This window comes from Kribbella capetownensis, from assembly GCF_004331485.1.
Lineage (GTDB): Bacteria > Actinomycetota > Actinomycetes > Propionibacteriales > Kribbellaceae > Kribbella > Kribbella capetownensis.
On record NZ_SJKD01000002.1, the window covers coordinates 190,354 to 215,734 of the forward strand.

General features: G+C 68.0%; 20 protein-coding genes, 1 tRNA gene and 1 pseudogene. 13 read left to right on the forward strand and 9 right to left on the reverse strand.

Annotated features, from left to right (window positions below):
- The first annotated feature begins 290 nt into the window (after window positions 1-290).
- Both E0H75_RS11145 and E0H75_RS11150 read left to right on the forward strand, forming a co-directional pair.
- The gene (locus E0H75_RS11145) at window positions 291-2,048 is read left to right on the forward strand and encodes an ABC transporter transmembrane domain-containing protein (protein WP_131513435.1); all 1,758 of its coding nucleotides are present in this window, start codon (window positions 291-293) and stop codon (window positions 2,046-2,048) included.
- Window positions 2,041-3,807, forward strand: coding sequence for an ABC transporter ATP-binding protein (locus E0H75_RS11150; protein WP_131513436.1), 1,767 nt, complete (start codon window positions 2,041-2,043; stop codon window positions 3,805-3,807). Before E0H75_RS11145 ends, E0H75_RS11150 begins: the two co-directional genes overlap by 8 nt.
- Here the strand turns inward: E0H75_RS11150 and E0H75_RS11155 are convergent.
- Window positions 3,804-4,739 carry a phosphotransferase gene (locus tag E0H75_RS11155; protein ID WP_131513437.1) on the reverse strand — a complete coding sequence of 312 codons (936 nt, stop codon included), beginning with the start codon at window positions 4,737-4,739 and terminating at the stop codon, window positions 3,804-3,806. The two genes, E0H75_RS11150 and E0H75_RS11155, sit on opposite strands and share 4 nt — an antisense overlap.
- Window positions 4,740-5,095: 356 nt before the next feature.
- Between E0H75_RS11155 and E0H75_RS11160 the strand changes: the two genes are divergently transcribed.
- Entirely contained in the window at window positions 5,096-6,154 is a 1,059-nt protein-coding gene (locus tag E0H75_RS11160) for a putative sugar O-methyltransferase (protein WP_131513438.1), read from the forward strand.
- Window positions 6,155-6,506: 352 nt separating this feature from the next.
- On the opposite strand, the gene E0H75_RS11165 is transcribed toward E0H75_RS11160, so the two are convergent.
- A tRNA-Arg gene (locus E0H75_RS11165) sits at window positions 6,507-6,583 on the reverse strand.
- A 159-nt stretch (window positions 6,584-6,742) separates the two neighbouring features.
- Between E0H75_RS11165 and E0H75_RS11170 the strand changes: the two genes are divergently transcribed.
- The 3 genes from E0H75_RS11170 to E0H75_RS11180 all read left to right on the forward strand — a co-directional run bounded on the left by E0H75_RS11170 (window position 6,743) and on the right by E0H75_RS11180 (window position 13,700).
- Window positions 6,743-8,356, forward strand: a complete 1,614-nt coding sequence (locus tag E0H75_RS11170; RefSeq protein WP_131513439.1) for a PrsW family intramembrane metalloprotease — start codon at window positions 6,743-6,745, stop codon at window positions 8,354-8,356.
- A gap of 173 nt (window positions 8,357-8,529) precedes the next feature.
- Window positions 8,530-12,024 (forward strand): AAA family ATPase, encoded by a 3,495-nt coding sequence (locus E0H75_RS11175; protein WP_238162955.1) that lies wholly within the window; start codon window positions 8,530-8,532, stop codon window positions 12,022-12,024.
- Window positions 12,021-13,700 (forward strand): P-loop NTPase family protein, encoded by a 1,680-nt coding sequence (locus E0H75_RS11180; RefSeq protein ID WP_238162956.1) that lies wholly within the window; start codon window positions 12,021-12,023, stop codon window positions 13,698-13,700. Before E0H75_RS11175 ends, E0H75_RS11180 begins: the two co-directional genes overlap by 4 nt.
- Before the next feature lie 46 nt (window positions 13,701-13,746).
- Here E0H75_RS11180 and E0H75_RS11185 read toward each other — a convergent pair whose 3' ends face one another.
- On the reverse strand, window positions 13,747-14,364 hold the full coding sequence (locus E0H75_RS11185; RefSeq protein ID WP_165553633.1) for an SRPBCC family protein: 618 nt from the start codon (window positions 14,362-14,364) through the stop codon (window positions 13,747-13,749).
- Between the two features lie 78 nt (window positions 14,365-14,442).
- Window positions 14,443-14,970: a single-stranded DNA-binding protein gene (locus E0H75_RS11190; RefSeq protein WP_131513441.1), complete on the reverse strand. Its 528-nt coding sequence runs from the start codon at window positions 14,968-14,970 to the stop codon at window positions 14,443-14,445.
- Window positions 14,971-15,115: 145 nt separating this feature from the next.
- Between E0H75_RS11190 and ettA the strand changes: the two genes are divergently transcribed.
- Window positions 15,116-16,798 carry an energy-dependent translational throttle protein EttA gene (gene ettA / locus E0H75_RS11195; protein ID WP_131513442.1) on the forward strand — a complete coding sequence of 561 codons (1,683 nt, stop codon included), beginning with the start codon at window positions 15,116-15,118 and terminating at the stop codon, window positions 16,796-16,798.
- 147 nt (window positions 16,799-16,945) lie between these two features.
- Here ettA and E0H75_RS11200 read toward each other — a convergent pair.
- Window positions 16,946-17,884 (reverse strand): annotated as a pseudogene (locus tag E0H75_RS11200) (alpha/beta hydrolase); the annotation flags it as partial.
- A 143-nt stretch (window positions 17,885-18,027) separates the two neighbouring features.
- Between E0H75_RS11200 and E0H75_RS11205 the strand changes: the two are divergent.
- Genes E0H75_RS11205 through E0H75_RS11215 form a run of 3 tightly spaced genes read left to right on the forward strand, consistent with a single transcriptional unit; the run spans window position 18,028 to window position 19,462 of the window.
- The gene (locus tag E0H75_RS11205; RefSeq protein WP_131363990.1) at window positions 18,028-18,366 is read left to right on the forward strand and encodes an ArsR/SmtB family transcription factor; all 339 of its coding nucleotides are present in this window, start codon (window positions 18,028-18,030) and stop codon (window positions 18,364-18,366) included.
- Window positions 18,363-18,839, forward strand: a complete 477-nt coding sequence (locus E0H75_RS11210; protein ID WP_131513444.1) for an SRPBCC domain-containing protein — start codon at window positions 18,363-18,365, stop codon at window positions 18,837-18,839. Before E0H75_RS11205 ends, E0H75_RS11210 begins: the two co-directional genes overlap by 4 nt.
- Window positions 18,836-19,462, forward strand: coding sequence for a dihydrofolate reductase family protein (locus E0H75_RS11215; protein ID WP_131513445.1), 627 nt, complete (start codon window positions 18,836-18,838; stop codon window positions 19,460-19,462). The genes E0H75_RS11210 and E0H75_RS11215 overlap by 4 nt, the downstream gene beginning before the upstream one ends.
- On the opposite strand, the gene E0H75_RS11220 is transcribed toward E0H75_RS11215, so the two are convergent.
- Entirely contained in the window at window positions 19,459-20,325 is an 867-nt protein-coding gene (locus E0H75_RS11220; RefSeq protein ID WP_131513446.1) for an aminoglycoside phosphotransferase family protein, read from the reverse strand. The genes E0H75_RS11215 and E0H75_RS11220 overlap by 4 nt on opposite strands.
- Before the next feature lie 43 nt (window positions 20,326-20,368).
- Window positions 20,369-20,833 (reverse strand): MarR family winged helix-turn-helix transcriptional regulator, encoded by a 465-nt coding sequence (locus E0H75_RS11225; RefSeq protein WP_202872958.1) that lies wholly within the window; start codon window positions 20,831-20,833, stop codon window positions 20,369-20,371.
- Window positions 20,834-20,924: 91 nt separating this feature from the next.
- On the opposite strand from E0H75_RS11225, the gene E0H75_RS11230 reads away from it, so the two are divergent.
- The gene (locus E0H75_RS11230; protein WP_131513447.1) at window positions 20,925-22,292 is read left to right on the forward strand and encodes an FAD-dependent oxidoreductase; all 1,368 of its coding nucleotides are present in this window, start codon (window positions 20,925-20,927) and stop codon (window positions 22,290-22,292) included.
- 33 nt (window positions 22,293-22,325) lie between these two features.
- Here E0H75_RS11230 and E0H75_RS11235 read toward each other — a convergent pair whose 3' ends face one another.
- A complete protein-coding gene (locus E0H75_RS11235) occupies window positions 22,326-22,790 on the reverse strand; it encodes a MarR family winged helix-turn-helix transcriptional regulator (protein ID WP_131513448.1) in 465 nt (154 codons plus the stop codon).
- Window positions 22,791-22,919: 129 nt separating this feature from the next.
- Here E0H75_RS11235 and E0H75_RS11240 point away from each other — a divergent pair, with 129 nt between their 5' ends.
- A complete protein-coding gene (locus E0H75_RS11240) occupies window positions 22,920-23,495 on the forward strand; it encodes a YceI family protein (RefSeq protein ID WP_131513449.1) in 576 nt (191 codons plus the stop codon).
- A 56-nt stretch (window positions 23,496-23,551) separates the two neighbouring features.
- On the opposite strand, the gene E0H75_RS11245 is transcribed toward E0H75_RS11240, so the two are convergent.
- Window positions 23,552-24,151: a TetR/AcrR family transcriptional regulator gene (locus tag E0H75_RS11245; protein WP_202872959.1), complete on the reverse strand. Its 600-nt coding sequence runs from the start codon at window positions 24,149-24,151 to the stop codon at window positions 23,552-23,554.
- Between the two features lie 73 nt (window positions 24,152-24,224).
- Here E0H75_RS11245 and E0H75_RS11250 point away from each other — a divergent pair, with 73 nt between their 5' ends.
- The gene (locus tag E0H75_RS11250; protein ID WP_131513451.1) at window positions 24,225-25,370 is read left to right on the forward strand and encodes an acyl-CoA dehydrogenase family protein; all 1,146 of its coding nucleotides are present in this window, start codon (window positions 24,225-24,227) and stop codon (window positions 25,368-25,370) included.
- Window positions 25,371-25,381: the final 11 nt, after the last annotated feature.

Consider the following 25,381-nt stretch of genomic DNA (forward strand, 5'->3'; position numbering starts at 1 on the left):
CCGCTGTCCGTCCGGGATCCAGGGCGAGCGGAACGTCCTCCTCCTCGCCTCAGCGTCAGGCCGGCCAGCAACCATCGTCATCACGACCCCGGCCGGCCACCACCATCCCGGGCGGATGATTCGGCGCCTGGCCGCCGGATCGGCCACTTAGTTGCTCAGGGCCACCGCTTCGCCGGGACCCGCGTGCCGCCGATTTTGTGAATCGAATCACAAATTCGTTTCCCCGGTTGATGCATTGCTGCGAGGATCTGCGCATGGCCAGCGGCGGTGCACGGCAGCGGAGATGGCGGATGGCTGCTGTTCGCCAGTGGCTGGACCGGATGACCGAGACGTGGACCCCGCCGACGCACGGTGATCTGACCAGCCCGTGGCGCTTCCTCTTCTGGCTTACTCGATCCCAGTCGCGGCGGGTCGCGACAGGTGCGCTGTTGGGCACGGTCTGGATGGTCGGCTTGGCGGTGCCACCGTGGGTGCTGTCCCGTGCGGTGGATGAAGGGCTTGTCGCCGGCGACACTGCCGCTCTCGTCAGCTGGGCTCTGGTCCTCCTCGTCGTCACCGTGCTGAACGCGCTCGTGGGGATCGCTCGACATCGCACGATGACCAAGATCCGGATGGACGCATCGTTTCGCTCGGTCCGGGCAACGGTGGGGCACACGTCCCGCCTGGGCGCCTCGCTGACGCGTCGCGTGAGCGCCGGAGAGGTGGTGACCGTCGGCATCGCCGACGTGTACACGGTGGCGATGGCGCTGACCGTCACAGGACCGGGCGTTGGTGCGGTCGTGGCGTACGCCGTAGTCGCCGTCGTACTGTTCACGATTTCGCCGTTGCTGGCCGCGGTGGTGCTCGCCGGCGTTCCGCTGCTCGCTGTAGCTGTGGGGCCGTTCTTGCAACGCATCGAGCGCACCGGCGGCGACTACCGCGTGCACCAGGGGCGGTTGACGACCCGTCTGGTCGATGTCCTGGCCGGGCTACGAGTGCTCAACGGCCTCGGCGGTAAAGGGGCTGTCGCCGAGCGGTACGACCATGACTCGCAGGGACTGGTGAATCGTGGCTACCGAGTCGCCGGGCCTTCGAGTTGGGTCGGCGCACTGTCCACCGGACTGCCGGCGCTGTTCCTGGCCGCGGTGGTGTGGCTCTCGGCTCGCATGGCTGCGACCGGCGACATCAGCATCGGAGACGTTGTCGCCGTCTACGGCTACGTTGCCGTGCTGGTCGTGCCGGTGTCGGCTTTCATCGAGGGCGGAGGTGATATCGCCCGTGCCCGGGTGGCGGGTCAGCGAATCATCGATCTGCTCAACCTGCCGGTGACACGCGACAACCACCGCGACGCGGCCGTCGTCCCCGCTGACGGAGGCCCGTTGGCCGATCCACAATCGGGGGTCGTGATTTATCCCGGACGATTCACAGCACTGGTCGCGGGCCGCCCGGCGGAGGCCGTCGCGGTGGTCGAGCGGCTTGGGCAACTGAGCACCGATCCCGAGGTCGGTGCGACCTGGGCCGACGTACGGATCGACGATGTTGCCCGCGACGAGTTCAGACGCCGGCTGGTTGTCGCCGACAACCACGCCGAGGTGTTCGCCGGCACAGTCCGCGACGTCGTTGCGGGACGCCTTGAACCCGACGACGAGCGAATCCGTGCGGCGCTGCACGCGGCCGTGGCCGAGGACGTCGTACAGGCGTTGCCCGGCGGTCTGGATGCGTCGATCGAGGCCGGCGGGAGTGACCTTTCTGGTGGCCAACGGCAACGGATCCAACTTGCCCGGGCCATCTATGCCGCGCCCGAGGTCCTGCTCGCCGTCGAACCCACCTCCGCGGTAGACGCCAACACCGAAGCAGCCATGATCGACCGGCTCCGCGAAGCCAGGCGCGACTCGACTACGGTGATCACCACGACGTCACCGCTCGTCCTGGACCGTGCCGACGAGGTCATCGTCCTGGTCGACGGTCAGACGTCGTCAGTCGGGACCCACGCCGACCTCCTGCGCAGCGATCGCGGCTATCGGGACCTGGTATCCCGTGCCCAGGGCGAGCAGGAGAACCATGAGTAGGCAACTGCCGATCGCAGGCACTCCCGAGGTCCGTGCCGCAGCGCTCCGCGACTTGCGCGCAGACAGGGGCGCCGTGGTCGGGATCGTCTGTGTCAACGGGCTTGCCGCTGCAGCGGGGCTGGTCGGGCCGTGGCTACTCGGCCGAATCATCGACACGATCCAGGCCGGCGGCAGTGATGTGCTCAGCCGGGTGGACCGTCTCGCGTTCGGCGCATTGGTGTTCACGATCGTGCAGACAACCCTGACCTGGTGGGCGCTGAAGATCGGCTACCGGTTCGGCGAACGCACAGCGGCACGGGTTCGAGAACGCTTCCTGAAACGCACCCTGGCACTGCCACCACGGGTCGCGGACCATCTGCCCACCGGCGACCTGATCGCCCGCGGCAGCACCGACGCATCCGTGGTGGCCATGACCTTGCGGTACGCCGTACCCGAGGTTCTCGTTGCCCTCGTCCACGCCCTGTTCCTCGTCGTCGCCGTAGTCATCCTGGATCCCTTGCTCGGACTGTGCGGGCTCGCCTGCCTGATCGGCGTCGCGGCGGCCGTTCGCTGGTACGTACGACGGGCCAGGCCAGCCTATTTGGCGGTCGCAGCGACCGGAGCAGAACTGGCAGACGTCGTCGCCAGCACCGCCAAAGGCGCCCGAACGATCGAACTGCTCGGGCTGGAACAACGCCGAGCACAGGCCACAGAGTCAGCCGTCACTCAAGCCCGATCCGCACGTCTGGGGGCACTGTGGCTGCGAACGGTGCTGTTTCCGTGGGCAGACGTGTCGCTGGCACTGCCAGTGGTCGGAGTCCTCCTGGTCGGCGGCGCGCTGCAGGCCAATGGTGTGGTCAGCCTCGGCGTAGTCGTGACAGCGACGGTGTACCTGCGCCAGCTCGTCGGCCCACTCGACACCCTGATGGTCTGGATCGAACAACTACAAGGCGCCGGAGCCTCCTACGCCCGCGTCGAAGGACTGGCTGATATCCCCTCCGAGGAACCGCAGCCCACCACCCACGCCGGCGCCGGCGACCGTATCCAGGTAAGCAACGCTCACTACAGCTACACCGACGATCGGGATGTTCTGCACGGAATCGACCTGTCCGTGCAGCCCGGAGAACGACTGGCCATCGTCGGCACCTCCGGAGCAGGGAAATCGACGCTCGCACGGCTCCTCGCCGGCCTCGACCGTCCGCACACCGGGTCCGTGACCATCGGCGGCACACCCGTTGCCGACCTGCCGCCCGACGAACTGCGCGAACACGTCGTACTCATCACCCAGGACCATCACGTCTTCCACGACACGGTGCGAGACAACTTGCGGATCGCACGACCGAACGCGACCGACGAGGAGTTGTACGCCGCCTTGGACGCCGTCGGAGCCGCGTGGTTGAACGACCTACCCGACGGGCTGGACACCCAGATCGGCGACGACACCAGCCTGGACGGCGCCAGTGCGCAGCAACTCTCGCTCGCACGAGTCGTCCTCGCCGATCCGCACACCCTGATCCTGGACGAGGCGACCGCGCAGCTCGACCCCAGAACAGCGCGGCGTACAGAACAATCGCTCGCCGCCGTACTCCGGGGTCGCACCGTGATCGCGATCGCCCATCGCCTCCAGACAGCCCACGACGCCGACCGGATCGCCGTCATGGAAGCCGGTGAACTCGTCGAGCTCGGCACCCACGACGAACTCGTCAGCGCAGGACGCGTCTACGGCAAACTCTGGAAGTCCTGGCACGCACAACCCGACGAGAACCAGCTTGGTCCTTAGGTGGCGGTTCGCGTCCAGTCGGGCCGGTTCAGTTCCTCGGTGAGGTCCTCGAAGGCGACTCGGTCACTGTCGGTCCCGGTGTGGGGCCGGGCGAACCAGTCCGCGTACTGCGCGAGCTCCGCCAGCCGCCACTCCAGGTCGAACAGCTCGATCATGTCCCAGTTCGGAGCGAGCAGTTTGGCGTACCCGGAGCCGACCAGAGTGCCCGGGTCACGCTCTCGCGGTGCTCGCGCCAGCGATTCCCAGTCGACGAAGACCGTCACCTGGTCGGTGACGAGTTGGTTGGCGGTGTGCGGCTCACCGTGCGTCGGCACCCACGGATGCTCTGCAGCCCGGCGAGCCAGCTCGTGGTAGCTGTCCGTCCAGCGTCGGATCGCGTCGATCCGCCGAGCCAGAGCGCTCTGGGCACGCTCGCCGTACGGACCGGTCTGCCATGGGCTGCGGAGTGTGTCGGCCAAGGTGTCGCCGAAGTCCTCTCGGACCCGGGGTTGCCAACTCGGGATGCCCGCGGGTGGGGTGGTGGCGTGCAGGCGTGCGAGCGCTTCGGCGTTCTGCTGAGCCAGGCGGTCGCTGTCGATGCCGCCTGAACCGACCGGTTCGCCGTCCAGCCATGGCACACAGCTCAGACTGCCGCCGGCCAGTGGAGCCGTGTACTGACCCTGGCGGTTTCGCATGGATCCCACGACGAACTCGAGCCCGCCTGCGGCTAGCTCGCCCGCCGCGGTGTAAGCAGCCTCGAGTGACTCCGCCGAATGGCGTCGGCCGAGGCTGTCGAGCGTGACGAACAGGCGCGGTACCCCGGCGTACGAGACCCGCCAGTGATGCACGCCGAAACCGACCGGCAGATGTTCGACCGCGTCGACGTCGATCGCCCAACCCGATCGGACGGCATCTAGGACCGCCTCAGCTGAGACATCCGGCGGCTCACGCATGAGAAGAACACCTGCCCTTGGAGGACCGGCGGCTGACCTGGTCTGGTTGGCGCGCCCGGCAGGATTCGAACCTGCGACGCACAGATTAGAAGGGGCCATAATGCGTTGGCAACCAGCTTCTCCAGGCGTCAGAGCTGACCTCGAGAGTCCCGATGCCGAACGTTGGTGATCGCCGTTTGACGGCTTCGGGCCTGTCCCGGTGGGCGGGCAGGCGCGGCAGGCCGGCGTGCTCTGGGCGGGTGGCCGGCTGATGACTGGCGTGCCTCCCGATGCAATGGTGTGGCTCAAGGGCATCGGGAGCGGGTTAGGGGTTCTGGATGGCCGACTGGTGGGTGCGGATCGGATAGCGTCTGGCCATGACGGATGGTCGCAAGACGGTGCAGTCGAAGGATTGGTCCGCGCTGACCGAGCGGACGCTGGCGGAGGTCAAGACCTGCGCGTCGATCTACCGGCCGACCAATTTCTGGGATGTCGGAGTCGGCAAGATCCTGCAGGACATGGACACGCTGGGCCTGGACAGGTTCAAGTCGTGGCCGACGTCTGGGGCGTGGTTCTATCCGCGTTATGGCAATGGCTTCAGCAATGCCTCGATCGGCGTGGCCTACGAGGCGGCGGTGCAGGCCAACCCGGCGGCGAACAGGAACTGGGTCACCTCGGCGCTGAACGGCGCGTTCGAGGCCCGCCGCGACTTCGACGTCGCCGGCGTCTGCTGGAACCAGGACCGCTGGCCGGCGAACCTCGACGACTTCGGCGAGAGCCCGGTCGGCACTCCGCCGCAGGCGTACGGGCTGAGCCTGACCGAAGGCGTGCGGTTCGGGCGGCCGTACCTCAACTACCTGATCGTGATGGCGGCGCTGTCGAACCATGTCGATGCGCCGCCGAAGAGCTTCCTGGAGATCGGCGGCGGGTTCGGCGTCCTCGGCGAGATCGTGATGTCGCGCGATGCCGGGGCCAGGTACGTCGACATCGACATCCCGCCCCTGGTCACCGTCGCGTCGTTCTACCTGACCGAACTGTTCGGCCGCGACCGGGTGCAGGTGTACGACGGCGCGATCGCCGACAGCGGGGTGATCGAGGTGAAGGGGTCCGCGGTGATCCCGAGCTGGCGGCTCGAGGACGTCCAGGGCGACTTCGACGTGTTCGTCAACTCGTTCTCGTTCCAGGAGATGGAACCCGAGGTGGCCGACAACTACATCGACCAGGTGTGCGCCAAGGGCGTCAAGTACGCCGTGTCGCTGAACTCCGAGCTAGGCACCGTCAAAGCTCAGAAAGCCGGCGAGTGGGGCTCGCTCCAGCCGGTCACGTCGGCCGACATCCTCAACGGTTTCGAGAAGCGCGGCTACACCGTGATCGGGCAGTACGGCGACCCGCTCGTCCACGGCGGCCGCCAACTCAACGTCCTGAAGAGAAAGTGACCCAAGCAGCTCTCGGAGTGCAGGTCGGCCGCGGCCAGCCATCCCACTGCTCGAACACACAACCTGCGGGTTAAAGGCCGCCCGATGGCGTGAACTCTGCTCTCACGCTACGGACGCCCTCGCCACCGAGCAGAAGACGGGAATACCGCACACGTCGAATGCATGCCCCGGTTCGGGTCGCCGATCGTGAAGCCGATCGACAGGGTGGGGATCAATCGCGTCCCCCCGGGGCAAGGATTCACGGCTCGCGTTGGCGCGGTTGGCCAGGAGTTTGCACCACGGGTAGCCACACTCGGACCCTGGGCGCCAGGTCCATTCCGAAGCCGTCTCGTGCGTGACCAGCGGTTTTGTGTGGCGCGCCCGGCAGGATTCGAACCTGCGACCCACAGATTAGAAGTCTGTCGCTCTATCCAGCTGAGCTACGGGCGCGTGGCAGGGACGAGTCTCTCAGATCGGTGGGCGATCGCGCCTCTGGGTTCCCCGGTTCCGGGGTTCGGGGGTGGGCGAAGTACACGCTTGTCGTTCCATCCGGGTAACGCTGCGTGGGCTGTCCTGCCGTGTGAAGGGCTCTCCAACTAGGCTGCGGGCATGAGTTACCCCTCACCAGGCCCGGCCGGCTCGCCGCAACCCGCGGCGGGGTCGGCGTACTCGCCCGGCGGACCCTACCCGCAGCCGAATGTGCTGGGGAACCATCCGGTCCCCGGCCAGCGGCGCAACCAGGGCATCCTGATCGGCATCGTGATCGCGGTCGTCTTCGCGATCGCGGGCCTGGTGATCTTCGGCATCGTGGTCAAGTCGACCGGCGCGGGCGGCTTCACCTGGGGACTGGTCTTCGCGTTCGTGCCCGTCATCCCGGTGATCGCGCTGTATCTGTGGCTGGATCGTTACGAGCCGGAGCCGACCAAGTACATCCTGTTCGCGCTCTGCTGGGGTGCGTTCATCGCCACCCTGGCCGCGATCTTCATCAACACCGAGGTCTCGAACCTGCTCGAGGAGACCGGCAGCGGCGGCAACCGCTCGGCCGTCTTCGTCGCGCCGCCGGTGGAGGAGTTCGCCAAGGGCTCGGTCATCCTGCTGCTGGCGCTGGTCCGCCGCAAGGAGTTCGACGGCATCATCGACGGCCTCGTGTACGCCGGAATGGTGGGCGTCGGCTTCGCCTTCACCGAGAACATCCTGTACTACGGCCGCATCTTCAACCAGCTGTCCGAGGAGGCCGGCAGCGACGCCGGCCTGCGCGGCGCGTTCGTGCTGTTCGTGATCCGCGGCCTGATCTCGCCGTTCGCCCATCCACTCTTCACGTCGTTCACAGCAATCGGCATCGGGGTCGCGATCAGGCATCGAAGTACCGCTGTCCGGTACCTCGCCCCGATCGTGGGGTACCTGGCGGCAGTGCTTGCCCACGGACTCTGGAACGGCGGCGCCAGCTGGGCCGGCGGCGGCGGCTTCATCACCGTCTACCTCTTCCTGATGGTGCCGATCTTCATCGGCATGGTCGTGTTCGCGCTGGTGATGCGGTCCCGCGAGGGACAGATGATCGCGTCCCGGCTGTACGACTACGTACGCTTCGGCTGGCTGGTCCCACAGGACGTACCACTCATCGCGACGCTGCGCGGGCGCAAGGCGCTACGGCAGAACGCGAAGCGGTACGGCGCTCAGGCGGAAACGGCAGCCAAGGCGTTCCAGCACAACGCGACCGAGCTGGCGTACCTGCGGGACAAGATCGTCCGCCAGGTGATCGGGCCGGACGCGCTGGAGACCGAGAAGAAGCTGCTGGACGAGCTGCGGGAGCGGCGGCCGAGCGTGCCGTTCCCGCCGATGCCGGCGTTCGCTCAGGCCGCGCCGCAGTTCCAGCCGGTGCCGGGGCCGGGGATGCCTGGGGCGCCCGGTGGTCCTCTGCCGGGTGGTCCTGTGCCTGGGCCCGGTGGGCCGATGCAGGGGGCGCCGGTGCCTGGGGGTGCTGGGCCTGGTCAGCAGGGAGCCGGTCAGCCGGGAGCGGGTGCGCCCGGTGGGCCCGGAGGTTCGCCGTACCCGGGTCAGGGAACAGGTGGATATCAGCGTCCGCAGGAGGGTTATCCGCCGCCTCAGCCGGGGTATCCGTCGGGGCAACCCGGTTACTCAGGGGGCCCGCCTGGTTACCCGCCGGGACCCCCTGGTCAGCAAGGACCGCCGGGAGGATACGGTCCGTATCCACCATCGCAGTGATGCCACCCGTCCACGCCGCCAAACGGGGATGACGATGACTTTGCTTCTGCGCTGTCCGACCGGGCACCCTGTGTCCGTGGGCGGACGTCGTGGCTGACACCAGGTCAGCAGCTGGTGAAGGTTCGGAGCCGCAGGCTCCGCGCCGGGATCAGCCTGCCCAGGAGCTGGCGAACTTGATCTCCAACTCGGATGCCAAGGGCAAGGGCTTCTGGCGTCGCCGCCGGCGGAAGTCCCAGCCGGAGCCTGCCGCGCCGGCTACCCCGGAGCCCGCCGCGCCGCCTGCGTCTGAGCCCGCCGGGCCGCCTGCCCCGGAGCCCGCCGTGCCGGCTGCCGCGGAGCCTGAGAAGGCCCAGCCGGACGCCGAGGCTGCCGGTCAGCGCGAGGATGCTGCGACGGGTGCTGCTCAGGCCGAGACGTCGTCCGCTGAGACGACCGCAGGCACTGAGACGCAGCCTGAGGCGGCTGGTGGCGCGGGCGGGTCCGAGTCGGATGGCGCCGCTGATGCCTCCTCAGACGACGAAGAGAAGGTGTCGGAGGCTGAGACCACGGAGGCGGCCGCCGAGGGTGGGGACGCCGACGAGGCGGCGGCTGAGGTAGCGGAGGAGCCTGAGGCTGAGGTCGCTGACGCGGCTGACGGGTCTGCTGAGGGTGGCGACGTACCGGCTGAGGAGCGGTCGCGGCCGTCGGTCGGGATCGTTTACGAGCCTGATGAGTCTCCGGATGGGTTCCCGCTCGAGTACGGCAACATCATCGTCGGCCTGCCCAAAAAGGCAGGCGCCGACTCAGACGAGGCCCCCGAAGCCGGCACCTCCGGCGAGCCCCCGGCCGACGCAGAGGCCGCAGAGGCGGCCGAGCACGAGCCTGACGATGCCGAGAAGCACGAGCCCGACGCGGACGACGATGCCGAGGAGCCAGAGGCCTCGGAGAGCGCTCCGGCAGTTGAGGCTGCCCCGGCGGAAGCCGCAGACGCGGAGGCCGTTGAGTCTGCTCTGGAGGCTGGGGACGCGAGTTCGGCTGACGAGGCTGCTGCGGTGCCCGGCGACGACGCTGCGGCTGAGGACTCGCGAGACGGTGATGAGTCCGGCGTGAGCCCCCAGGCTCAGAAGCCCGAGGACGACGCTGACGCCGCTAAGGCGCAGGAGGCCGGCGGGGAGCAGGAGCCTGAGCACCACGCCGCTGATGGGTCGTCCGAGAGTGGTCTTGCTGCTGAGGCTCGCGAGACTGGTGCGGAGGAGTCCTCCGAGAGTGCTCCGACTGCTGAGGCTGGTGCGGAGGAGTCGTCCGAGGGTGGTCCGGCGGCTGGGGCTGATGCTGAAGCGGTCGGGGACGACGTACCGGCTGAGGACTCGCACTACGGCGAAGAGGCTGAGGACTCGACTACAGAAGCTGGACAGTCCGAGGACGGGACTGAGGGGTCCGACGCGAGCGACGCGGTTGAGGGATCTGCGGACGATGCCTCGGAGGAGGCTGCTGCAGGCGACGGTCTGAGCGAGACGCCGGCTGAGGCCGTCGTGGGCGAGGACCGGGAAACGAGCCAGGACCAGGACACCAGCCAGGAGCAGGAAGCTGGCGAGGAGCAGACAACCGGCGAGGAGCAGACAACCGGCGAGGAGCACGCGACCGGCGAAGAGCAGGGGTCGGACGAGGCTCCGGCTGCTGTGGCTGAGAAGGCTGGCGGGGACGAGTCCGAGGGTGGCGCCGTTGCCGCCGACGCGGAGGCGTCGGACGAGAGTGGACCGGAGGCGGGCGCCGATGCTGCGGAGCAGGACGCGGGCGCGCCCGCTGGGGAGCTGGACGGCGCCGCGGCGGGGGAGCGCGACGAGGCTGAAGGCGAGCAGGATGACGCGGCTGCGGGGGAGCAGGACGCGGCTGCCGGGGAGCACGACGGCGAGGCTGCGGCGGGGGAAGAGGTTGTTGAGGAGCTGACTGCGGATCAGTTGGCTGAGCGGTTGGCGGCTGAGCAGGCTGCTATGGCGTTGATTACGTCGTTGATGAAGTTGCGGGGGGCGTTGGCGAACAGCCAGTTGCCGATTGATGTGGTGGGGGCTGACGAGGCGCGGCAGCAGCAGAAGGCGATGCTGGATCAGCTGGACGACTACATCCTGCCTCGGCTGGTGCAGTTGGAGGCGCCGGTTCTTGCGGTGGTCGGTGGCTCGACCGGCGCGGGCAAGTCGACCCTGGTGAACACGATCATCGGCAAGGTCGTCAGCGAGCCAGGCGTACTGCGTCCGACGACCCGCTCGCCGGTGCTGATCCATCACCCGGCCGACGGGGAGTGGTTCGTCGGCGACCGGGTGCTGCCGGGGATGGCGCGTACGACGGCCGACAGCCCGGGCGGGATGGAGGAGGCGGGACAGCTCCGGTTGGTTGCCGCCGACACCGTTCCGCGCGGCCTGGCAATCCTGGACGCGCCCGACATCGACTCGGTCGTCGAGGCGAACCGTGATCTCGCCACGCAGTTGCTCGCAGCCGCGGACCTCTGGCTGTTCGTGACCACGGCCGCCCGGTACTCCGACGCCGTCCCGTGGGACTTCCTGCAGAGCGCGTCGGACCGCAGTACGGCGGTCGCCGTCGTACTGGACCGGGCTCCGGCCGAGACGATCGACGACATCACCGGCCACCTGGCCCAGATGCTGCTCGAGCGCGGGCTCGGTGACTCGCCGCTGTTCTCGATCAAGGAGATCGTTGTCGACAGCAACGGCATGTTGCCGGGAGAGACTGTTGCCTCGATCAAGGATTGGCTGGTCGACCTGGCCGCCGACGCGGAGGCCCGGTCGGCGGTCGTCCGGCGGACCCTGCATGGCGCCGTCACCGCGATGGTGAAGACCACCCCGCCGTTCGCGGCCGCGGTGCGCGCGCAGGCCGACACCGTGATCGAGCTGCGCTCGACCGTCGAGTCGGCGTACGACCAAGCGGTGAAGGACATCGCCAAGGCGACCCAGGACGGCACCCTGCTGCGCGGCGAGGTACTGGCCCGCTGGCAGGAGTTCGTCGGCACCGGCGAACTGCTGAAGGGCCTGCAGTCCAACGTCGGCCGGTTCCGCGACAAGGTGAAGGCGACGCTCGGCACCAAGTCCGCGCCGCCGACCCGGGATCTCAACGACGCGGTCGAGTCCGGCCTGGAGTCGTTGCTGGTCGAGCATGCCGCGGCTGCCGCCGAACGCGCCGAGAAGGCCTGGCAGTCGACCGCAGCCGGCCGGCAGTTGCTCGCCGCCGGCGGACCCGAGCTCGGTGCGATGTCCGAGGACTTCCCGGCGGCAGCCGGGCGTACCGTCCGCGAGTGGCAGGCCTTCGTGCTCGACCTGATCCGCAAGGAGGGCGCGGAGAAGCGCGGGACCGCCCGACTGCTGGAGTACGGCGTGAACGGGCTGGCACTCTCGCTCGTCGTGGCGCTTTTCGCCAGCGACGCAGACATCCCGACCGGGGCCGATGCGAGTTCAGGAGTCGGGAGCGCGGTCGTCGGACAGAGGTTGCTGGAGGCCGTCTTCGGCGACGAGTCGGTTCGCGGCATGGTGGCGAAGGCACGGGAAGAACTTGACGGTAAGGTTCATGCCCTGATGGATGCCGAATTCGCCCGCTATCTGACTGTCCTCGACCAGCATCCGGTCGACGCTGAGGCAGCAAGACAACTGACCGAGGCCGCGCGCGCGGTGGAGGACTGCACGTGACGGGAACAGTGGATACGGTCGAGGCCCCGGTACGGGCCGCGACCGATGTCCTGATGAAGATCGACGCGCTGGAAGCAGCCGCGAAGGCAGGTCAGGGCCGGTTGGACCAAGTGGTCCTCACCGAGGCCACGCAGATCGTGGACCGGGCTGGTCAACGGCTCAGGATGTCCGGCGAGCTGACCGTGGTCGCGCTGGCCGGTGCGACCGGGTCCGGGAAGTCGTCGCTGTTCAACGCGATGACCGGACTCGACCTGGCCGCGATCGGTACGCGCCGGCCGACCAGCTCGATGCCGCTCGCCTGTGTCTGGGGTGAGGAGCCGGCCGGTGAGGTGTTGAGCTGGCTCGGGATCCCGCGGCGCCACCAGGTGCAGCACCGCAGCTCGCTCGAGGAACAGCAGTCGGAGGATCTCGACGGTCTGGTCCTGCTGGACCTGCCCGACCACGACTCGACCGAGGTCGAGCACCGGCTGATCGTCGACCGGCTGGTCGAGTTGGTGGACATGCTGGTGTGGGTGGTGGACCCGCAGAAGTACGCCGACGCCGCGCTGCACAACCGCTACATCAAGCCGTACGCGTCGCACTCCGGTGTGATGGCGTTCGCGCTGAACCACATCGACAAGCTCAGCCCGGACCAGCGGAAGAGCTGCCTGAACGACCTGGAACGGTTGCTGAAGGCGGACGGTCTGAAGTCTCCGACGGTCGTTGCCACGTCCGCGGTCAGCGGCGACGGGCTGGACGAGGTGCGTGGCCTGCTGGTCAAGCGGGTCAGCAACAAGCGGTCCGCGCGCGAGCGGCTGGCGGCCGATGTCGATCGCGTCTCCGACCGGATGGCAAGCCAGTGTGGCGATGCCAAGACTCCGGAGATCGCCGAGGCCGACATCACCGAACTGGTCGAGGCGTTGTCCGACGCGAGCGGTCTGCCGGTCGTGGTTGACGCCGTACGGCGTTCCTACCTGCAGCGAGCGAGTGCCGCGGCGGGATGGCCGCTCACCAAGTGGTTGGGACGGTTCCAGCCGGATCCGCTGCGGCGGCTGCAGTTGGATCAGGTGTCGAGGCAACAGGGCAAGGAACTGCGCCGGTCCGCGTCCAACGAGGTCGCGACCGCGCGGGCTTCGTTGCCTGCGGCAACACCTGTGCAGCGTGCCCGGATGGACACCGCGGTGCGGACGATCACGAACAAGGCCGCCGAAGGGTTGTCCCGGCCGTGGGCCGACTCGGTACGGTCCGCGATCCGGCGCCGTGAGGAGTCGCTCGGTGACGAGCTCGACCAGGCGGTCGCGCGGACGGACCTTGGTATCGCCAACAATCCCGGTTGGTGGGGCGCGGCACGGTTTGTGCAGTGGTTGTTGTTCGCGGTGACGCTGGCTGGTGGTGTGTGGCTGGCCGCGCTGCTCGTGGCGCGGATCGCTGGGCTGGATGACCCGCCGCTGCCGAAGGCGGGTGGGATCCCGTACGCGTGGATCATGCTGGTCGGCGGTGCGGTCCTCGGGATAGCGCTGGCTTTCGTCTGCCGGTTGTTCGCGACCAGTGGCGCCGCCCGCCGGGCTCGTGCGGCCGAGAAGGCCCTCCGGGCCGAGCTCGAGAAGGTCGCCGACAGCCATGTGGTCGCGCCGGCCCGCGAAGAGCTCGAGGCCTACACCACCTGCCGCGACAGCCTCGCCACCGCTCGAGGCTGACCCCGCCCAACCCACGTGCCGTCGCGGGTTGGGCGGGACCGCGGGACTAGAGCTCTCGGCCGGGGGCGAATTGGTTCATGGAGAGCTCGGCTGCTTCGTAGAGGTCCTTTTCGGTGGTTGTGCCTGAGTCGCGGACCGCGACCATCCAGGCGCGGACGGACTGTTCGTTGAAGTCCACCATCACCGGGTCGTCCGCGACCTCCACCGGAGTGCGGTCCGTGGGGAACGTGCCGTCGACGTACATGGCCAGGGCGAGGAAGCCGCCCTCCCAGCCGGGGCCGACGTAGAGGGCGCCGGCGCCGCCGGGTGCCGGGAGTTCGCTGACCGTGTGCTCCAGCTCCAGCTCGGTGGAGGCGTTGGCGCCCGGGATGAGCCGGAGCTCGAGGAGGCTGGTCGGGCCGCCGAACGTCACCTTGAACCGCTTCGGCGGCTCGCACTCGAGGATCTCGCCGCCCGCGTTGTCCTGGAGCTGGAAGCTGCCGCCGACCTTGAAGTCGCCGGTGACCGGCCAGAACCAGCGCTTCATCCGCTCCGGGTCCGTGAGTGCGTCCCACAGCTCCTCCGGATCGGCCTGGTACGAGCGACGCATCAGCACGGTGGCCGTCTCCCCGGTCCGGCTGACCTCCCGATGAACCGCGTTGATGTGCTCGAGGATGTCGATCACGGGTGTTCCCTCTCCTGATGGGGCTGATGTGGAGCCCAGAATGCCGTTCGGTACTTATATAAGTCAAGACTGAGATAATTAGGCTGCCTCGGCGTTCCGGGCACCGGCGGTCAGGGGCAGGGGAGTGGCCGAGTACTCGTCGCCTGGATAGGGCGAGGCGGTTGTCTCGGTCGGATCCGACGCCGCCACCGGCGTCGGGACGGAGACGAGTGCACTCGAGGGTGAGACGTCCGAGCGCGGTGGATTCTTGCTGAAGGTCGTCGTACCCCGGTTGAGGTCGTGGCCCACGGAGAAGGCCTCGAGGATGACCCGGCTGTGTGGTTCGCCGGCGTCGTCGGTCCACTCGTGGGTTCGCAGCCGGCCGGTGACGATGATCGGCTGACCGACCTGCACCGACTCGAAAGCGTTCTGGGCCAGGCCTCTCCAGCACTCGACGGTGAACCAGGTCGTTGGTTTGTCGACGTACGTGTCGTGGATGCGGTCGTACTGCCGTGGTGTCGAGCCGACGCGGAACGACACCCGTGCGGTCTGCCCGCCCACCTCCTTGAACTGCAGCTCGCTGCCGACCCAGCCCAGCACGGTCACATAGGTCTCGCCGAAACTCATGATCGCCACCTCTCGTCCGATCCGGATGCGCTGTCACCGGAGAAGATGCACGCATTGCGACCCCGATCGGCACCCGATCCGGCGATCTGTGGACAACTCAGGGCTGATTGGGATCCGGCTGGCCCGAGCACATAGGCTCTGGGGTATGGCGGAATTCATCTACACGCTTCGCAACGTCCGGAAGGCGCACGGCGACAAGGTCGTTCTCGACAACGTCACGCTGAACTTCCTCACCGGCGCGAAGATCGGCGTGGTCGGGCCGAACGGCACCGGTAAGTCCTCGCTGTTCAAGATCATGGCGGGGCTCGACCAGCCCTCCAACGGTGAGGCGCGGCTGGCCGAGGACTCGACGGTCGGGATCCTGCTGCAGGAGCCGCCGCTGACCGAAGGCAAGACGGTGCTCGAGAACGTCCAGGAGGGCGTCGGCGACACCAAGCAGAAGCTGGACCGCTTCAACGAGATCTCCGCCGAGCTGGCCGACCCGGACGCGGACTACGACACGCTGCTGGCCGAGATGGGTGACCTGCAGACCGAGCTGGACCACCGCAACGCCTGGGACGTCGACGCTCAGCTCGAGCAGGCGATGGACGCGCTGCGCTGCCCGCCCGCCGACGCGCTCGTGGACAAGCTGTCCGGTGGTGAGCGCCGCCGGGTCGCGCTCTGCAAGCTGCTGCTCCAGCAGCCCGACCTGCTGCTGCTCGACGAGCCCACCAACCACCTGGACGCGGAGTCCGTGCTGTGGCTCGAGCAGCACCTGCAGAAGTATCCAGGCGCGGTCCTGGCGATCACCCACGACCGGTACTTCCTGGACAACGTCGCCGAGTGGATCCTCGAGCTCGACCGTGGCCGCACCTACGGCTACGAGGGCAACTACTCGAGGTACCTGGAGACCAAGCAGGAGCGCCTCGTCGTCGAGGGCCGCAAGGACGCCAAGCGGCAGAAGATCCTGGAGCGCGAGCTCGAGTGGGTCCGGTCGAACGCGAGGGCCCGCCAGACCAAGAGCAAGTCCCGCCTCGCGCGGTACGAGGAGCTCGCGGCGGAGGCCGAGCGCGCCCGCAAACTGGACATCGACGAGATCAACATCCCGCCGGGTCCGCGGCTGGGCAGCACAGTGCTCGAGGTTTCGAAGCTGGAGAAGGGCTTCGGCGACCGCAAGCTGATCGACGGCCTGAGTTTCTCGCTTCCGCGCGCCGGCATCGTCGGCATCGTCGGCCCGAACGGTGTCGGCAAGTCGACGCTGTTCCGGATGATCGTCGGCGAGGAGACGCCGGACGCGGGCGCGCTGAGGCTTGGTGACACGGTCAAGGTCTCGTACGTCGACCAGTCCCGCGGCGGCTTGGACCCGAAGAAGACGGTCTGGCAGCAGGTCTCCGACGAGCTCGACTACATCAAGGTGGCGAACTTCGAGATGCCGAGCCGGGCGTACGTCGCCTCGTTCGGTTTCAAGGGTCCGGACCAGCAGAAGCCCACCGGCGTACTGTCCGGCGGCGAGCGGAACCGGCTGAACCTGGCGCTGACGCTGAAGATGGGCGGCAACCTGCTGCTGCTCGACGAGCCGACCAACGACCTGGATGTGGAGACCCTGCAGTCGCTGGAGGACGCGTTGCTGGAGTTCCCGGGCTGCGCCGTGGTCGTCTCCCACGACCGGTGGTTCCTGGATCGGGTGGCGACGCACATCCTGGCCTGGGAGGGCACCGACCAGGACCCGGCGCAGTGGTTCTGGTTCGAGGGCAACTTCGCGTCGTACGAGGCCAACAAGGTGGAGCGCCTCGGTCCGGAGGCCGCACGCCCGCACCGGGTCACATACCGCAAGCTCACGCGCGACTGAAGTGCTGAATCCAGTGCCCCACCTCGTCCGCGAGGTGGGGCACTGGTCTGTGTGGGATCAGTGGACGTGCAGGGCGGACAGCAGCATGGGCAAGGAGGCGTGGAGTTCGCGTTGCCAGTACGCCCAGCCGTGAGTGCCCGGGCCGTAGAAGTTGGTCGTCAGGTGTTTCGCGCCGACGCGGTCGAGCTGTGCGGCGAGAGCGTGATTCTGACGGTTGAAGTCGGCCTCCAGTGCGTCCGTCTTGCCGGGTGGGTCGAACGGACCCGCGGTGCCGTCGCCGCAGGACAGGTAGACCGGTAGCGACTTGAGCCGTTGCGCGAGGTAGTAGGGGTCGTGAGCCGCCCAGATGCTTCGTTGTGCCACCGGATCGCCCCAGACGCGCAGCGGGTCGTTGCCCTGGCCGGCGAAGAATCCCATGATCCGGTTGACGGACTCGTCGTTCAGCAGCGGGTGCGCGGAGCCGGAGTACGCCGCCACCGCGCGGAACATCCCCGGGTGCCGAGCGGCGTACAGCAGTGCGCCCTGACCGCCCATGGACAGCCCGGCCACAACGCGGTTGGCTCCGGCGCCCCAGTCGCGTTCCAGCAGGTGCCGCAGCTCGACGGTGTGGAAGGTCTCCCACGCCGGGTCGCCGCCCGCGCCGTAGTTCCACCAGTTGCTGTACCAACCGTTCCAGCCGGCCTCCGGCATCACCACGAGAACCTTCCGCAGGCTGTCGATCGTGGCGATGTCGGTCCCAGTCCACGAGGTGTAGTCACCACAGCAGCCGTGCAGCAGCCAGAACGTCGGCCAGTGGCGGCCGCGGTCGGCGGGATTCCATCCGTCCGGTGTCATCAGCCGGACGTTCACGGTCCGGCCGCCGAGGGCCTGGGACCGCACCGACAGGTCGACCAGTCGATCGGCGACCTGCGTGACGGCGACTACCTCCGCGCCGCGGGGTGCGGCGCGTGTCGTCTCGACGGAAGGAGCCGCCGTTGTGGCGGTCGCGGGTGCGAGCGGCCAGAGAGCGAGGATCGCTGCCAGGACGAGGAGCACTCGCCGGCGCATCGACCTCGGATACCGAGTCGAGCCTGGACGTGTTGTCATGACAGACCTCCGGGGCGGTGCGGATTTCTGCTCAGGTGTCGCCAATGCACTCGCGGCACTACGGCAAGCCTTTGCCCGCGCAGTGCAGTATTCAAACACTTAGCCGTTGACCTTAGCGTTGGAAGCAGTTAATACTTAGCCTCATGGCACAGTATTCGGCGGAGGTGGACGGCGTGTTCGTCGCGCTCGCCGATCCGACCCGACGCAGCGTCATCCGGCGCCTCGGCCGCGGGCCGACGAGTGTGGGCGAGCTCGCCGCCGAGTTCCCGATGACCCTGCCGTCGTTCATGAAGCACGTCCGGACGCTGGAGAGCAACGGCCTGATCCGCACGGTGAAGGTCGGCCGGGTGCGCACCTGCGTGCTCGATCGCGACCGGCTCGCGCTGGTCGACGACTGGCTCGCGGAACAGCGCCGGATCTGGGCCGGCCGTACCGACCGGCTCGAACAGTTCGTCACCGATCCGATGGAGGAGCAGTCATGAACCCCGATCTCGACCTGACGGTGGACCGCGTCATCCGCGCGCCGCGTGCGGTGGTCTGGCGTGCGTGGACCGATCCGTCCCGCTTCGAGAAGTGGTGGGTTCCGGCGCCGGCCGTGTGCCGGGTGGAACGCCTGGAGCCGCGTCCCGGCGGTGCGCTGGTGACGCAGCTGAGCGGTGACGGCACGGAGTTCGGGCCGCATCTCGACGCGTGCTTCGTTGTCGTCGACGAAATGGAGCGAATCGTGTTCACCACCGCGCTCGACAGCTCCTGGCGCCCCGCACAACCTGCGCCCGTCCTGATGACGGCCGAGATCACGTTGGCGGAACACCAGGACGGCACCGACTACCGGGTCCTCGTCCGCCACGGCGACCCGGCTGCCCGTGCCCGACATCAGGAGCTCGGCTTCGCCGAAGGCTGGGGCACGGTCACCAAGCAACTCGCCACCATCGCCGAGCACGAGGCCGCCCGATGAAGCTCGTACTCACGGAGTTCGTCACCCTCGACGGGGTCAGCCAAGGCCCTGGCTCGTCGACCGAGGACACCAGCGACGGCTTCACCCGTGGCGGCTGGCTCGTGCCCTACCTGGATGAGGCCTTCGTACGGCGTACGTCGGACTGGCTCGATCTCGCCGACGGACTGCTGCTCGGCCGCCGGACGTACGAGGCGTTCGCCCACGACTGGCCGCAGATCACCGACCCGGACGACCCGTTCACCGTGCGGATGAACGCGCTTCCGAAGTACGTCGTCACCAACACCATCGCCGAAGGCACCTGGAACCCGACGACCGTGCTCCGTGGCGATCCCGTCCAGACCGTCGGTGAACTCAAAGCCCAGCCAGGACGGGAGCTCCAGATCCACGGGAGCGCTCGCCTCGGCAACGCACTCCTGGCAGCCTGTCTCGTCGACACGCTCCGGCTCGTCGTCGCCCCGACCGTGATCGGTTCCGGGCGACGACTACTCGACCACCCGATTGCGCCGATCGGCCTCCAAATCACGGAGCACGAGGTGACGCCGAACGGCCTGGTGATCCTCCAGTACGACGCCATCGGCGCCGCTCCACTCGCGGAGTACGAAGGTGTGACCGCGTTCGTCTAGCCGGCCTGATAGTCGGCCAGGACGCGCTCGACGACTGGAAGGTCCGTCGTGATGAGGGCCTTCCAGAGCGCCCAGCCACGGGCGCGCGCCCAAGTCCCGGCGTCCTGCCCGACGGCCTCCCGGAACGCGGCGCGGGACTCGCCGGAGAAGAACGTGTACGCGATCACCAGATCGCACGCCGGGTCGCCAACGCCTGAGGTGCCGAAGTCGATGACGGCGGACAACCGGCCGTCCTGCACCAGCAGGTTCCCGCTCGCGATGTCTCCGTGGAACCACACCGGCGGCCGGTCCCATGATGTCGCCAGCGCCGCATCCCAGACCTCGCGCGCCAGGTCGGTGTCGATCCGTCCCTTCAGTACGCCGAGCGCCTCGACGGTCTCGTCGTGGTAGTACTCCGGCGGCGCACCGCGGTAGAAGCTGTGGGCGCCCGCTGTCGGTCCGCCCGTCGCGTCCGCGCTCTGCAGCGCGAGGATGAACCCAGCGATCGACCGCGCGAATTCGTTCAGATCGGCAACGGTCTCGTACGACGCGGTGACGCCGTCGAGCCAGCGCCGGACGGCCCAGTGGTACGGGTACCCCTCGCCCGGTGCGCCCTTCGCGACCGCCTCGGGGATCGGCACGGGCAGCACCGGAGCGAGCTTCGGCAGCCACTCGTGCTCTTTGTGAACGGCCGCCGTGTAGCTCTCGTGCGTCGGCAGGCGCGCGGTCAGATCCTCGCCGAGCCGGTACGTCCGATTGTCCCACCCGTCGATCTTGACCGGTGTCACCGGTAGGTCGGCCCACTGCGGGAACTGGGCCGCGAGCAGTCGCCGTACCAGCGCCGCGTCGATGCCGGCCCGGCCGTCTTCGTGAATGTCCGTCACGCGACGAGATTCTCCGGGGTGCGGTGCAGTGGCATCAAAGGCTTTAGCTATCGGCTAAAACATCCTTGACCGGCTGCGAGTTGCCGACCGCGTCCGCGAGGAAGGCGGAGATCGTCCGCAGTTCCTCGTCGCTGCGCACCGCCAGCACCGCGTGCATGCGCTCGGCCTGCTCGGCGTACAGCGGAACGAGCTTCTCCTGGATCGCCTCCATCGACGGCGTCACCACGACCTTGCGGCGATCACCGGGATCCGGCCGCCGGGTGACGAAGCCGTGTGCCTCCAGCCGGTCGATGACACCTGTGACCGTGCCCGAGGTGAGTCCGGTGTGCTCGGCGAGCTCGCGTGGCGTCAGCGGTCCGTAGGTCTGCAGCAGCGTCATGAACTGGGAGTCGCTGGCGCCCAGGCCGACCTTCGCGGAGACCGCGTGGTTGAACAGCACGACGCTCGCGATCAGGTGGACCATCCGCTGCTGGATCTCGCCGGCGAGCTCTTCTCTGGCACTGGTCATGGCCACCTCAGCATAGGGGTTGTGTTTCTCTCAGATATCCAAGATACTCGGAGTGCCAAGATACTTGAAGAACCGAGATAAGGAGAGAGCGATGAAGGTGCTGGTGATCGGTGGCGGGACCGGCGGGCTGGCGCTGGCGCACGGGCTGAAGCGGGCCGGCGTCGGCGTGACCGTGTTCGAGCGGGACGCGCTCCGGACCGACGGGCTGCACGGCTACCGCGTCGGGATCGACCCGGACGGCAGCCGGGCGCTGCACGCGTTGCTGCCGGCCGACCTGTACGACACGTTCGTGGCGACCAAGGCGCGTGACCCGAAGTACTTCAACATGCTCACCGAGGACCTGAAGGAGGTCCTGTCGTTCGATCTGCCGGAGTCGACCGACCCGGTCGAGAGCGAGAAGTCGATCAGCCGGATGACGCTGCGGCAGGTGCTGCTGACCGGTCTGGACGACGTGGTCGAGTTCGGCAAGGAGTTCACCCGCTTCGAGCAGCACGGTGACCAGGTGACGGCGTACTTCGCCGATGGCACGCAGGCGACCGGTGATCTGCTGATTGCCGCCGACGGTTCGGGCTCCCGGGTACGCCGCCAGTACCTGCCGCAGGCCAAGACCGAGGAGACCGGGATCATCGCGATCGCAGGGAAGCTGCCGATCACCGCGGAGAGCGCGAAGCTGGTGCCGCCGAAGGCGTTCGAGGGCATCTCGATGGTCAACGCGCCGCACGGGCTGGCCTGCATCCTGCACGTAATGGAGTTCCAGTGGGACCGCGATGGCAATGTGAAGAGCGGGATCGGCGGCAACACCGAGGAACTGATCCGGCGCTGGCCCGGGCTGCAGTTCGACAACACCCGCGACTACATCAACTGGGGCCTGTCGGCGACCAAGGACACCATGCCCGGGAACATCATGGAGTTGCGAGGGCAGGAGCTGATCGACGTCGCCCTCCGGCTCACTCCGGACTGGCATCCGAACCTGCGGCGGCTGTTCGCGCTGGCCGATCCCGGCACCTGCTTCCCGGTGAACATCTGGACCTCGGTCCCGCTCGAGCCGTGGCAGACGACGAACGTGACGCTGCTCGGCGATGCGATTCACACGATGACCCCGGGTCGCGGTGTCGGCGCGAACACTGCACTGCGCGACGCGGTGAACCTGTGCCGCCGGCTGATCGAGGTCCGTGACGGTCGCCAGGAGCTGATCCCGGCGGTACGGACGTACGAGGCGAAGATGATCGAGTACGGCTTCGACGCCGTACTGAAGTCACGGGCGCAGATGACGTCCGACGACCCGGTGTACAAGCCGGTCATCGGGCGGCTGGCGCTCGCGGGGATGCGCACCGCGATGCGGACGGTCAACCACCTGCCGCCGGTGAAGCGGCGGATGCATAACTCGATGCTCGCCTACCGCGGGGCCGATCGTGACAACCTGGCCCTGGAGATCAGCCCGGCCCCGACAGGGCGGTGAACTGGCCCGGGGCGACCCCCGGGCCGGCGGAAGTCAGCGCTGGCCGATGTGCTCCGACACCGCGTCGAAGACGCGGCCGATCGCCGCGAAGTCCTCGGGGGTGGCCAGGTCGACCAGGTTCTCCCGGACGCCCTCCACGTGGTACGGCGCGGCCTGCTCGAGCAGCTGGAGTCCGGCCTCGGTCAGCTCGGCCCACACGCCGCGCTTGTCGCTGGTGCAGGACGTCCGGCGGACCAGGTCGGCGGTCTCCAGCCGGCCCACGGTGTGGGTCAGGCGGGAGCGGCTCTGGTGCAGCCGGTCGGCCAGGTCAGCCATCCGCAGCCGCCGGTCGGGCGCCTCGGAGAGCCGGACCAGGATCTCGTAGTCGTTGATACCCAGGCCGAACTGACGCAGGTCGTCGTCCAGTTTGGCCATCAGGCGTGCGGTCCCCAGCAGGTACGCACGCCACGCAACCTGCTGCTCGGCGTCGAGCCACCGGGTCTCAGTCGTCGTCGTCACGGGATCAGTGTACCGGGAATGTAGTTGACTTTTAAACCGTTGATCCCTACTGTCGTAGCCAAGAGGTTGAAATTTGAACCTTCACGCTGCGTCGCCCCCGACCAGTACGCCCCCTTTCGAGAGGAACCCATGAGCGAGACCATCAATGCCGGCACGACCCCGACCAGCAGCATCCCCGGCCTGGTCGCCGGCAACTACGCCCTCGACACCGCCCACACCGAGATCGGCTTCACCGTCCGGCACCTGATGACCAAGGTCCGCGGCACCTTCCGGGAGTTCGCCGGCGAGATCGTCGTCAAGGACTCGCTGGAGGAGTCGACCGCCAACGTGACGGTCGACCTGGGGTCGGTGCACACCCGCAGCGAGCAGCGTGACGGGCACCTGCGCTCCGGCGACTTCTTCGACGCCGAGAACAGCCCGAAGATGACCTTCACGAGCACTGCCCTGAAGCCGGAGGGTGACGACTACATCCTGGCCGGCGAGCTGACCATCAAGAACGTGACCAAGCCGATCGAGCTCGCGGTCGAGTTCCTCGGCGTGGACCAGAACGCCTACGGCCAGACCATCATCGGCTTCGAGGCCTCCACCTCGATCAGCCGCAAGGAGTGGGGCATCGACTTCAACGTGCCGCTCGAGGGTGGCAAGCTGCTGATCGGTGACAAGGTCGACATCCACCTGGACGTCCAGGCGGCACTGCAGGCCTGACACCTCGGCTGACGTAGCGTCAGAAAGACCCCGCACCAGGTGGGTGCGGGGTCTTCCTATGTCTGGACCATGCGGTGTGCGAGGTCGGCGTACAGCTTGCCCAACGACTCGGGGTCGCCGCGGTGTGGCGTGTACCACCGGGCCACGTCGATGGACAGCGAGAGTACGGCGAGTGTCGTCCCCGGCAGGTCGGCTACCGCGAACGAGCCGTCGTGTACGCCGTCTGCCAGGACCTGCTCGATCTGCGTGGAGATAGCCCGGCGGATGGTCGCAACCTCGGCGAGGTGCTCGGGCGACAGAGCGGCCAGCTCGTACTGCACGACGCGGGCGATGGTGTGATGCTGCGCGTGCCACGCCGTGAAGGCGGAGACGAGTGAGCGGAGGCGGTCCGCGGGGGTGGGGCCGGTGTCGGCGGAACGCAGTATCTCCAACGCGGCGTTGTGGCCGTAGAGGCTGATCTCGAAGAGCAGGCGCTCCTTGGACGGGTAGTGCACGTAGAGCGCGGCCGGGCTCATCCCGGCGCGGGAGGCGATGTCGCGCGTCGTGGTCGCCTGGAACCCGCGCTCGGCGAAGGCGTCGACGGCGCCGGTCAGCAGCCGGCGTGCGGCGGCCGGCTGGACATGCTCCCAGACCAGGGGACTCGTGACTGCGGACACGTTGACACCATGCACCGGACGGGCGAAGCTAAGCAAGCGCTTAGCCACCAATCTCACACCTCGGGGAGGCCAGATGGAGCGCGTCATCTTCAACGAGGATCACCACGCTTTCCGGGCCAGTGCGAAGGAGTACTGCGACCGCTCGCTGGTGCCGCGGATGGAGCAGTTCCTCGAGGAGAAGACGGTCGACCGGGCTGCCTGGCTGGAGGCCGGCAAGCAGGGCTTCCTCGGCCTCGACGTGCCGGAGGAGTACGGCGGTTCGAGCGTCGGCGACTACCGGTTCAACGCGGTGTTCGCCGAAGAGGTGTCCAAGGTCTCCGCGTCGCTGTCCAGTTGCTTCGGCATCCACTTCGACTGCTGCGCGCCGTACATCGTGGATCTGGGCACCGAGGAGCAGAAGCAGCGGTGGTTACCGAAGTTCTGCTCCGGTGAGTACGTTGCCGCGATCGCGATGACCGAGCCGTCCGGAGGATCCGACCTGGCCGCGCTGAAGACGAGCGCGAAGAAGGCCGACGGCGGCTGGGTGGTGAACGGGTCGAAGACCTTCATCACCAACGGCGACATGGCCGATCTGGTCATCGTGGCCGCTCGGACCGACCCGGCCAAGGGCGCGAAGGGCATCACGCTGTTCGTGATCGAGGAGGGTATGGAGGGCTTCGCCCGCGGCCGCAAGCTGGACAAGGTCGGCCAGGCCGAGTCCGGTACGTCGGAACTGTTCTTCGAGGATGTCTTCGTCGGTGCCGACAACGTGCTCGGCGAGGTCGACCGCGGCTTCATCCACATGATGGAGCGGCTGGCCCAGGAGCGGGTCGGCGCCGCGGTGTCGAACATCGCCCAGGCGACCCAGATCCTGGCCGAGACGATCGACTACGTGAAGCAGCGCAAGGCGTTCGGCCAGCCGGTCGGCTCGTTCCAGTACAACAAGTTCCTGGTCGCCGAACTCGTCACCAAGGCCGAGGTCACCCAGGCGTACGTCGACAACGCGATCGTCGCGCACGACGAGGACCGGCTGTCCGCGGTGGACGCGGCCAAGGTCAAGTGGTGGAGTGCGCACGTGCAGAACGAGATCCTGGACGCCTGTGTCCAACTGCACGGCGGCTACGGCTACATGAACGAGTACCGCGTCGCCCGTGCCTGGCGCGACGCCCGGGTGACGAAGATCTGGGCCGGCTCGAACGAGATCATGAAGGAACTCATCGGCCGCGACCTCGGCCTGTAGAAGGGAAACGT

Excerpts from the sequence above, each read along its gene's own strand:
- E0H75_RS11170 (WP_131513439.1), top strand. The coding sequence starts at position 6,743 with ATGAGTTACCCCTCACCAGGCCCGGCCGGCTCGCCGCAACCCGCGGCG.
- E0H75_RS11250 (WP_131513451.1), top strand. The coding sequence starts at position 24,225 with ATGGAGCGCGTCATCTTCAACGAGGATCACCACGCTTTCCGGGCCAGT.
- E0H75_RS11240 (WP_131513449.1), top strand. The coding sequence starts at position 22,920 with ATGAGCGAGACCATCAATGCCGGCACGACCCCGACCAGCAGCATCCCC.
- E0H75_RS11150 (WP_131513436.1), top strand. The coding sequence starts at position 2,041 with ATGAGTAGGCAACTGCCGATCGCAGGCACTCCCGAGGTCCGTGCCGCA.
- ettA (WP_131513442.1), top strand. The coding sequence starts at position 15,116 with ATGGCGGAATTCATCTACACGCTTCGCAACGTCCGGAAGGCGCACGGC.
- E0H75_RS11145 (WP_131513435.1), top strand. The coding sequence starts at position 291 with ATGGCTGCTGTTCGCCAGTGGCTGGACCGGATGACCGAGACGTGGACC.
- E0H75_RS11205 (WP_131363990.1), top strand. The coding sequence starts at position 18,028 with ATGGCACAGTATTCGGCGGAGGTGGACGGCGTGTTCGTCGCGCTCGCC.
- E0H75_RS11230 (WP_131513447.1), top strand. The coding sequence starts at position 20,925 with ATGAAGGTGCTGGTGATCGGTGGCGGGACCGGCGGGCTGGCGCTGGCG.
- E0H75_RS11215 (WP_131513445.1), top strand. The coding sequence starts at position 18,836 with ATGAAGCTCGTACTCACGGAGTTCGTCACCCTCGACGGGGTCAGCCAA.
- E0H75_RS11210 (WP_131513444.1), top strand. The coding sequence starts at position 18,363 with ATGAACCCCGATCTCGACCTGACGGTGGACCGCGTCATCCGCGCGCCG.
- E0H75_RS11160 (WP_131513438.1), top strand. The coding sequence starts at position 5,096 with ATGACGGATGGTCGCAAGACGGTGCAGTCGAAGGATTGGTCCGCGCTG.
- E0H75_RS11155 (WP_131513437.1), bottom strand. The coding sequence starts at position 4,739 with ATGCGTGAGCCGCCGGATGTCTCAGCTGAGGCGGTCCTAGATGCCGTC.
- E0H75_RS11190 (WP_131513441.1), bottom strand. The coding sequence starts at position 14,970 with ATGAGTTTCGGCGAGACCTATGTGACCGTGCTGGGCTGGGTCGGCAGC.
- E0H75_RS11225 (WP_202872958.1), bottom strand. The coding sequence starts at position 20,833 with ATGACCAGTGCCAGAGAAGAGCTCGCCGGCGAGATCCAGCAGCGGATG.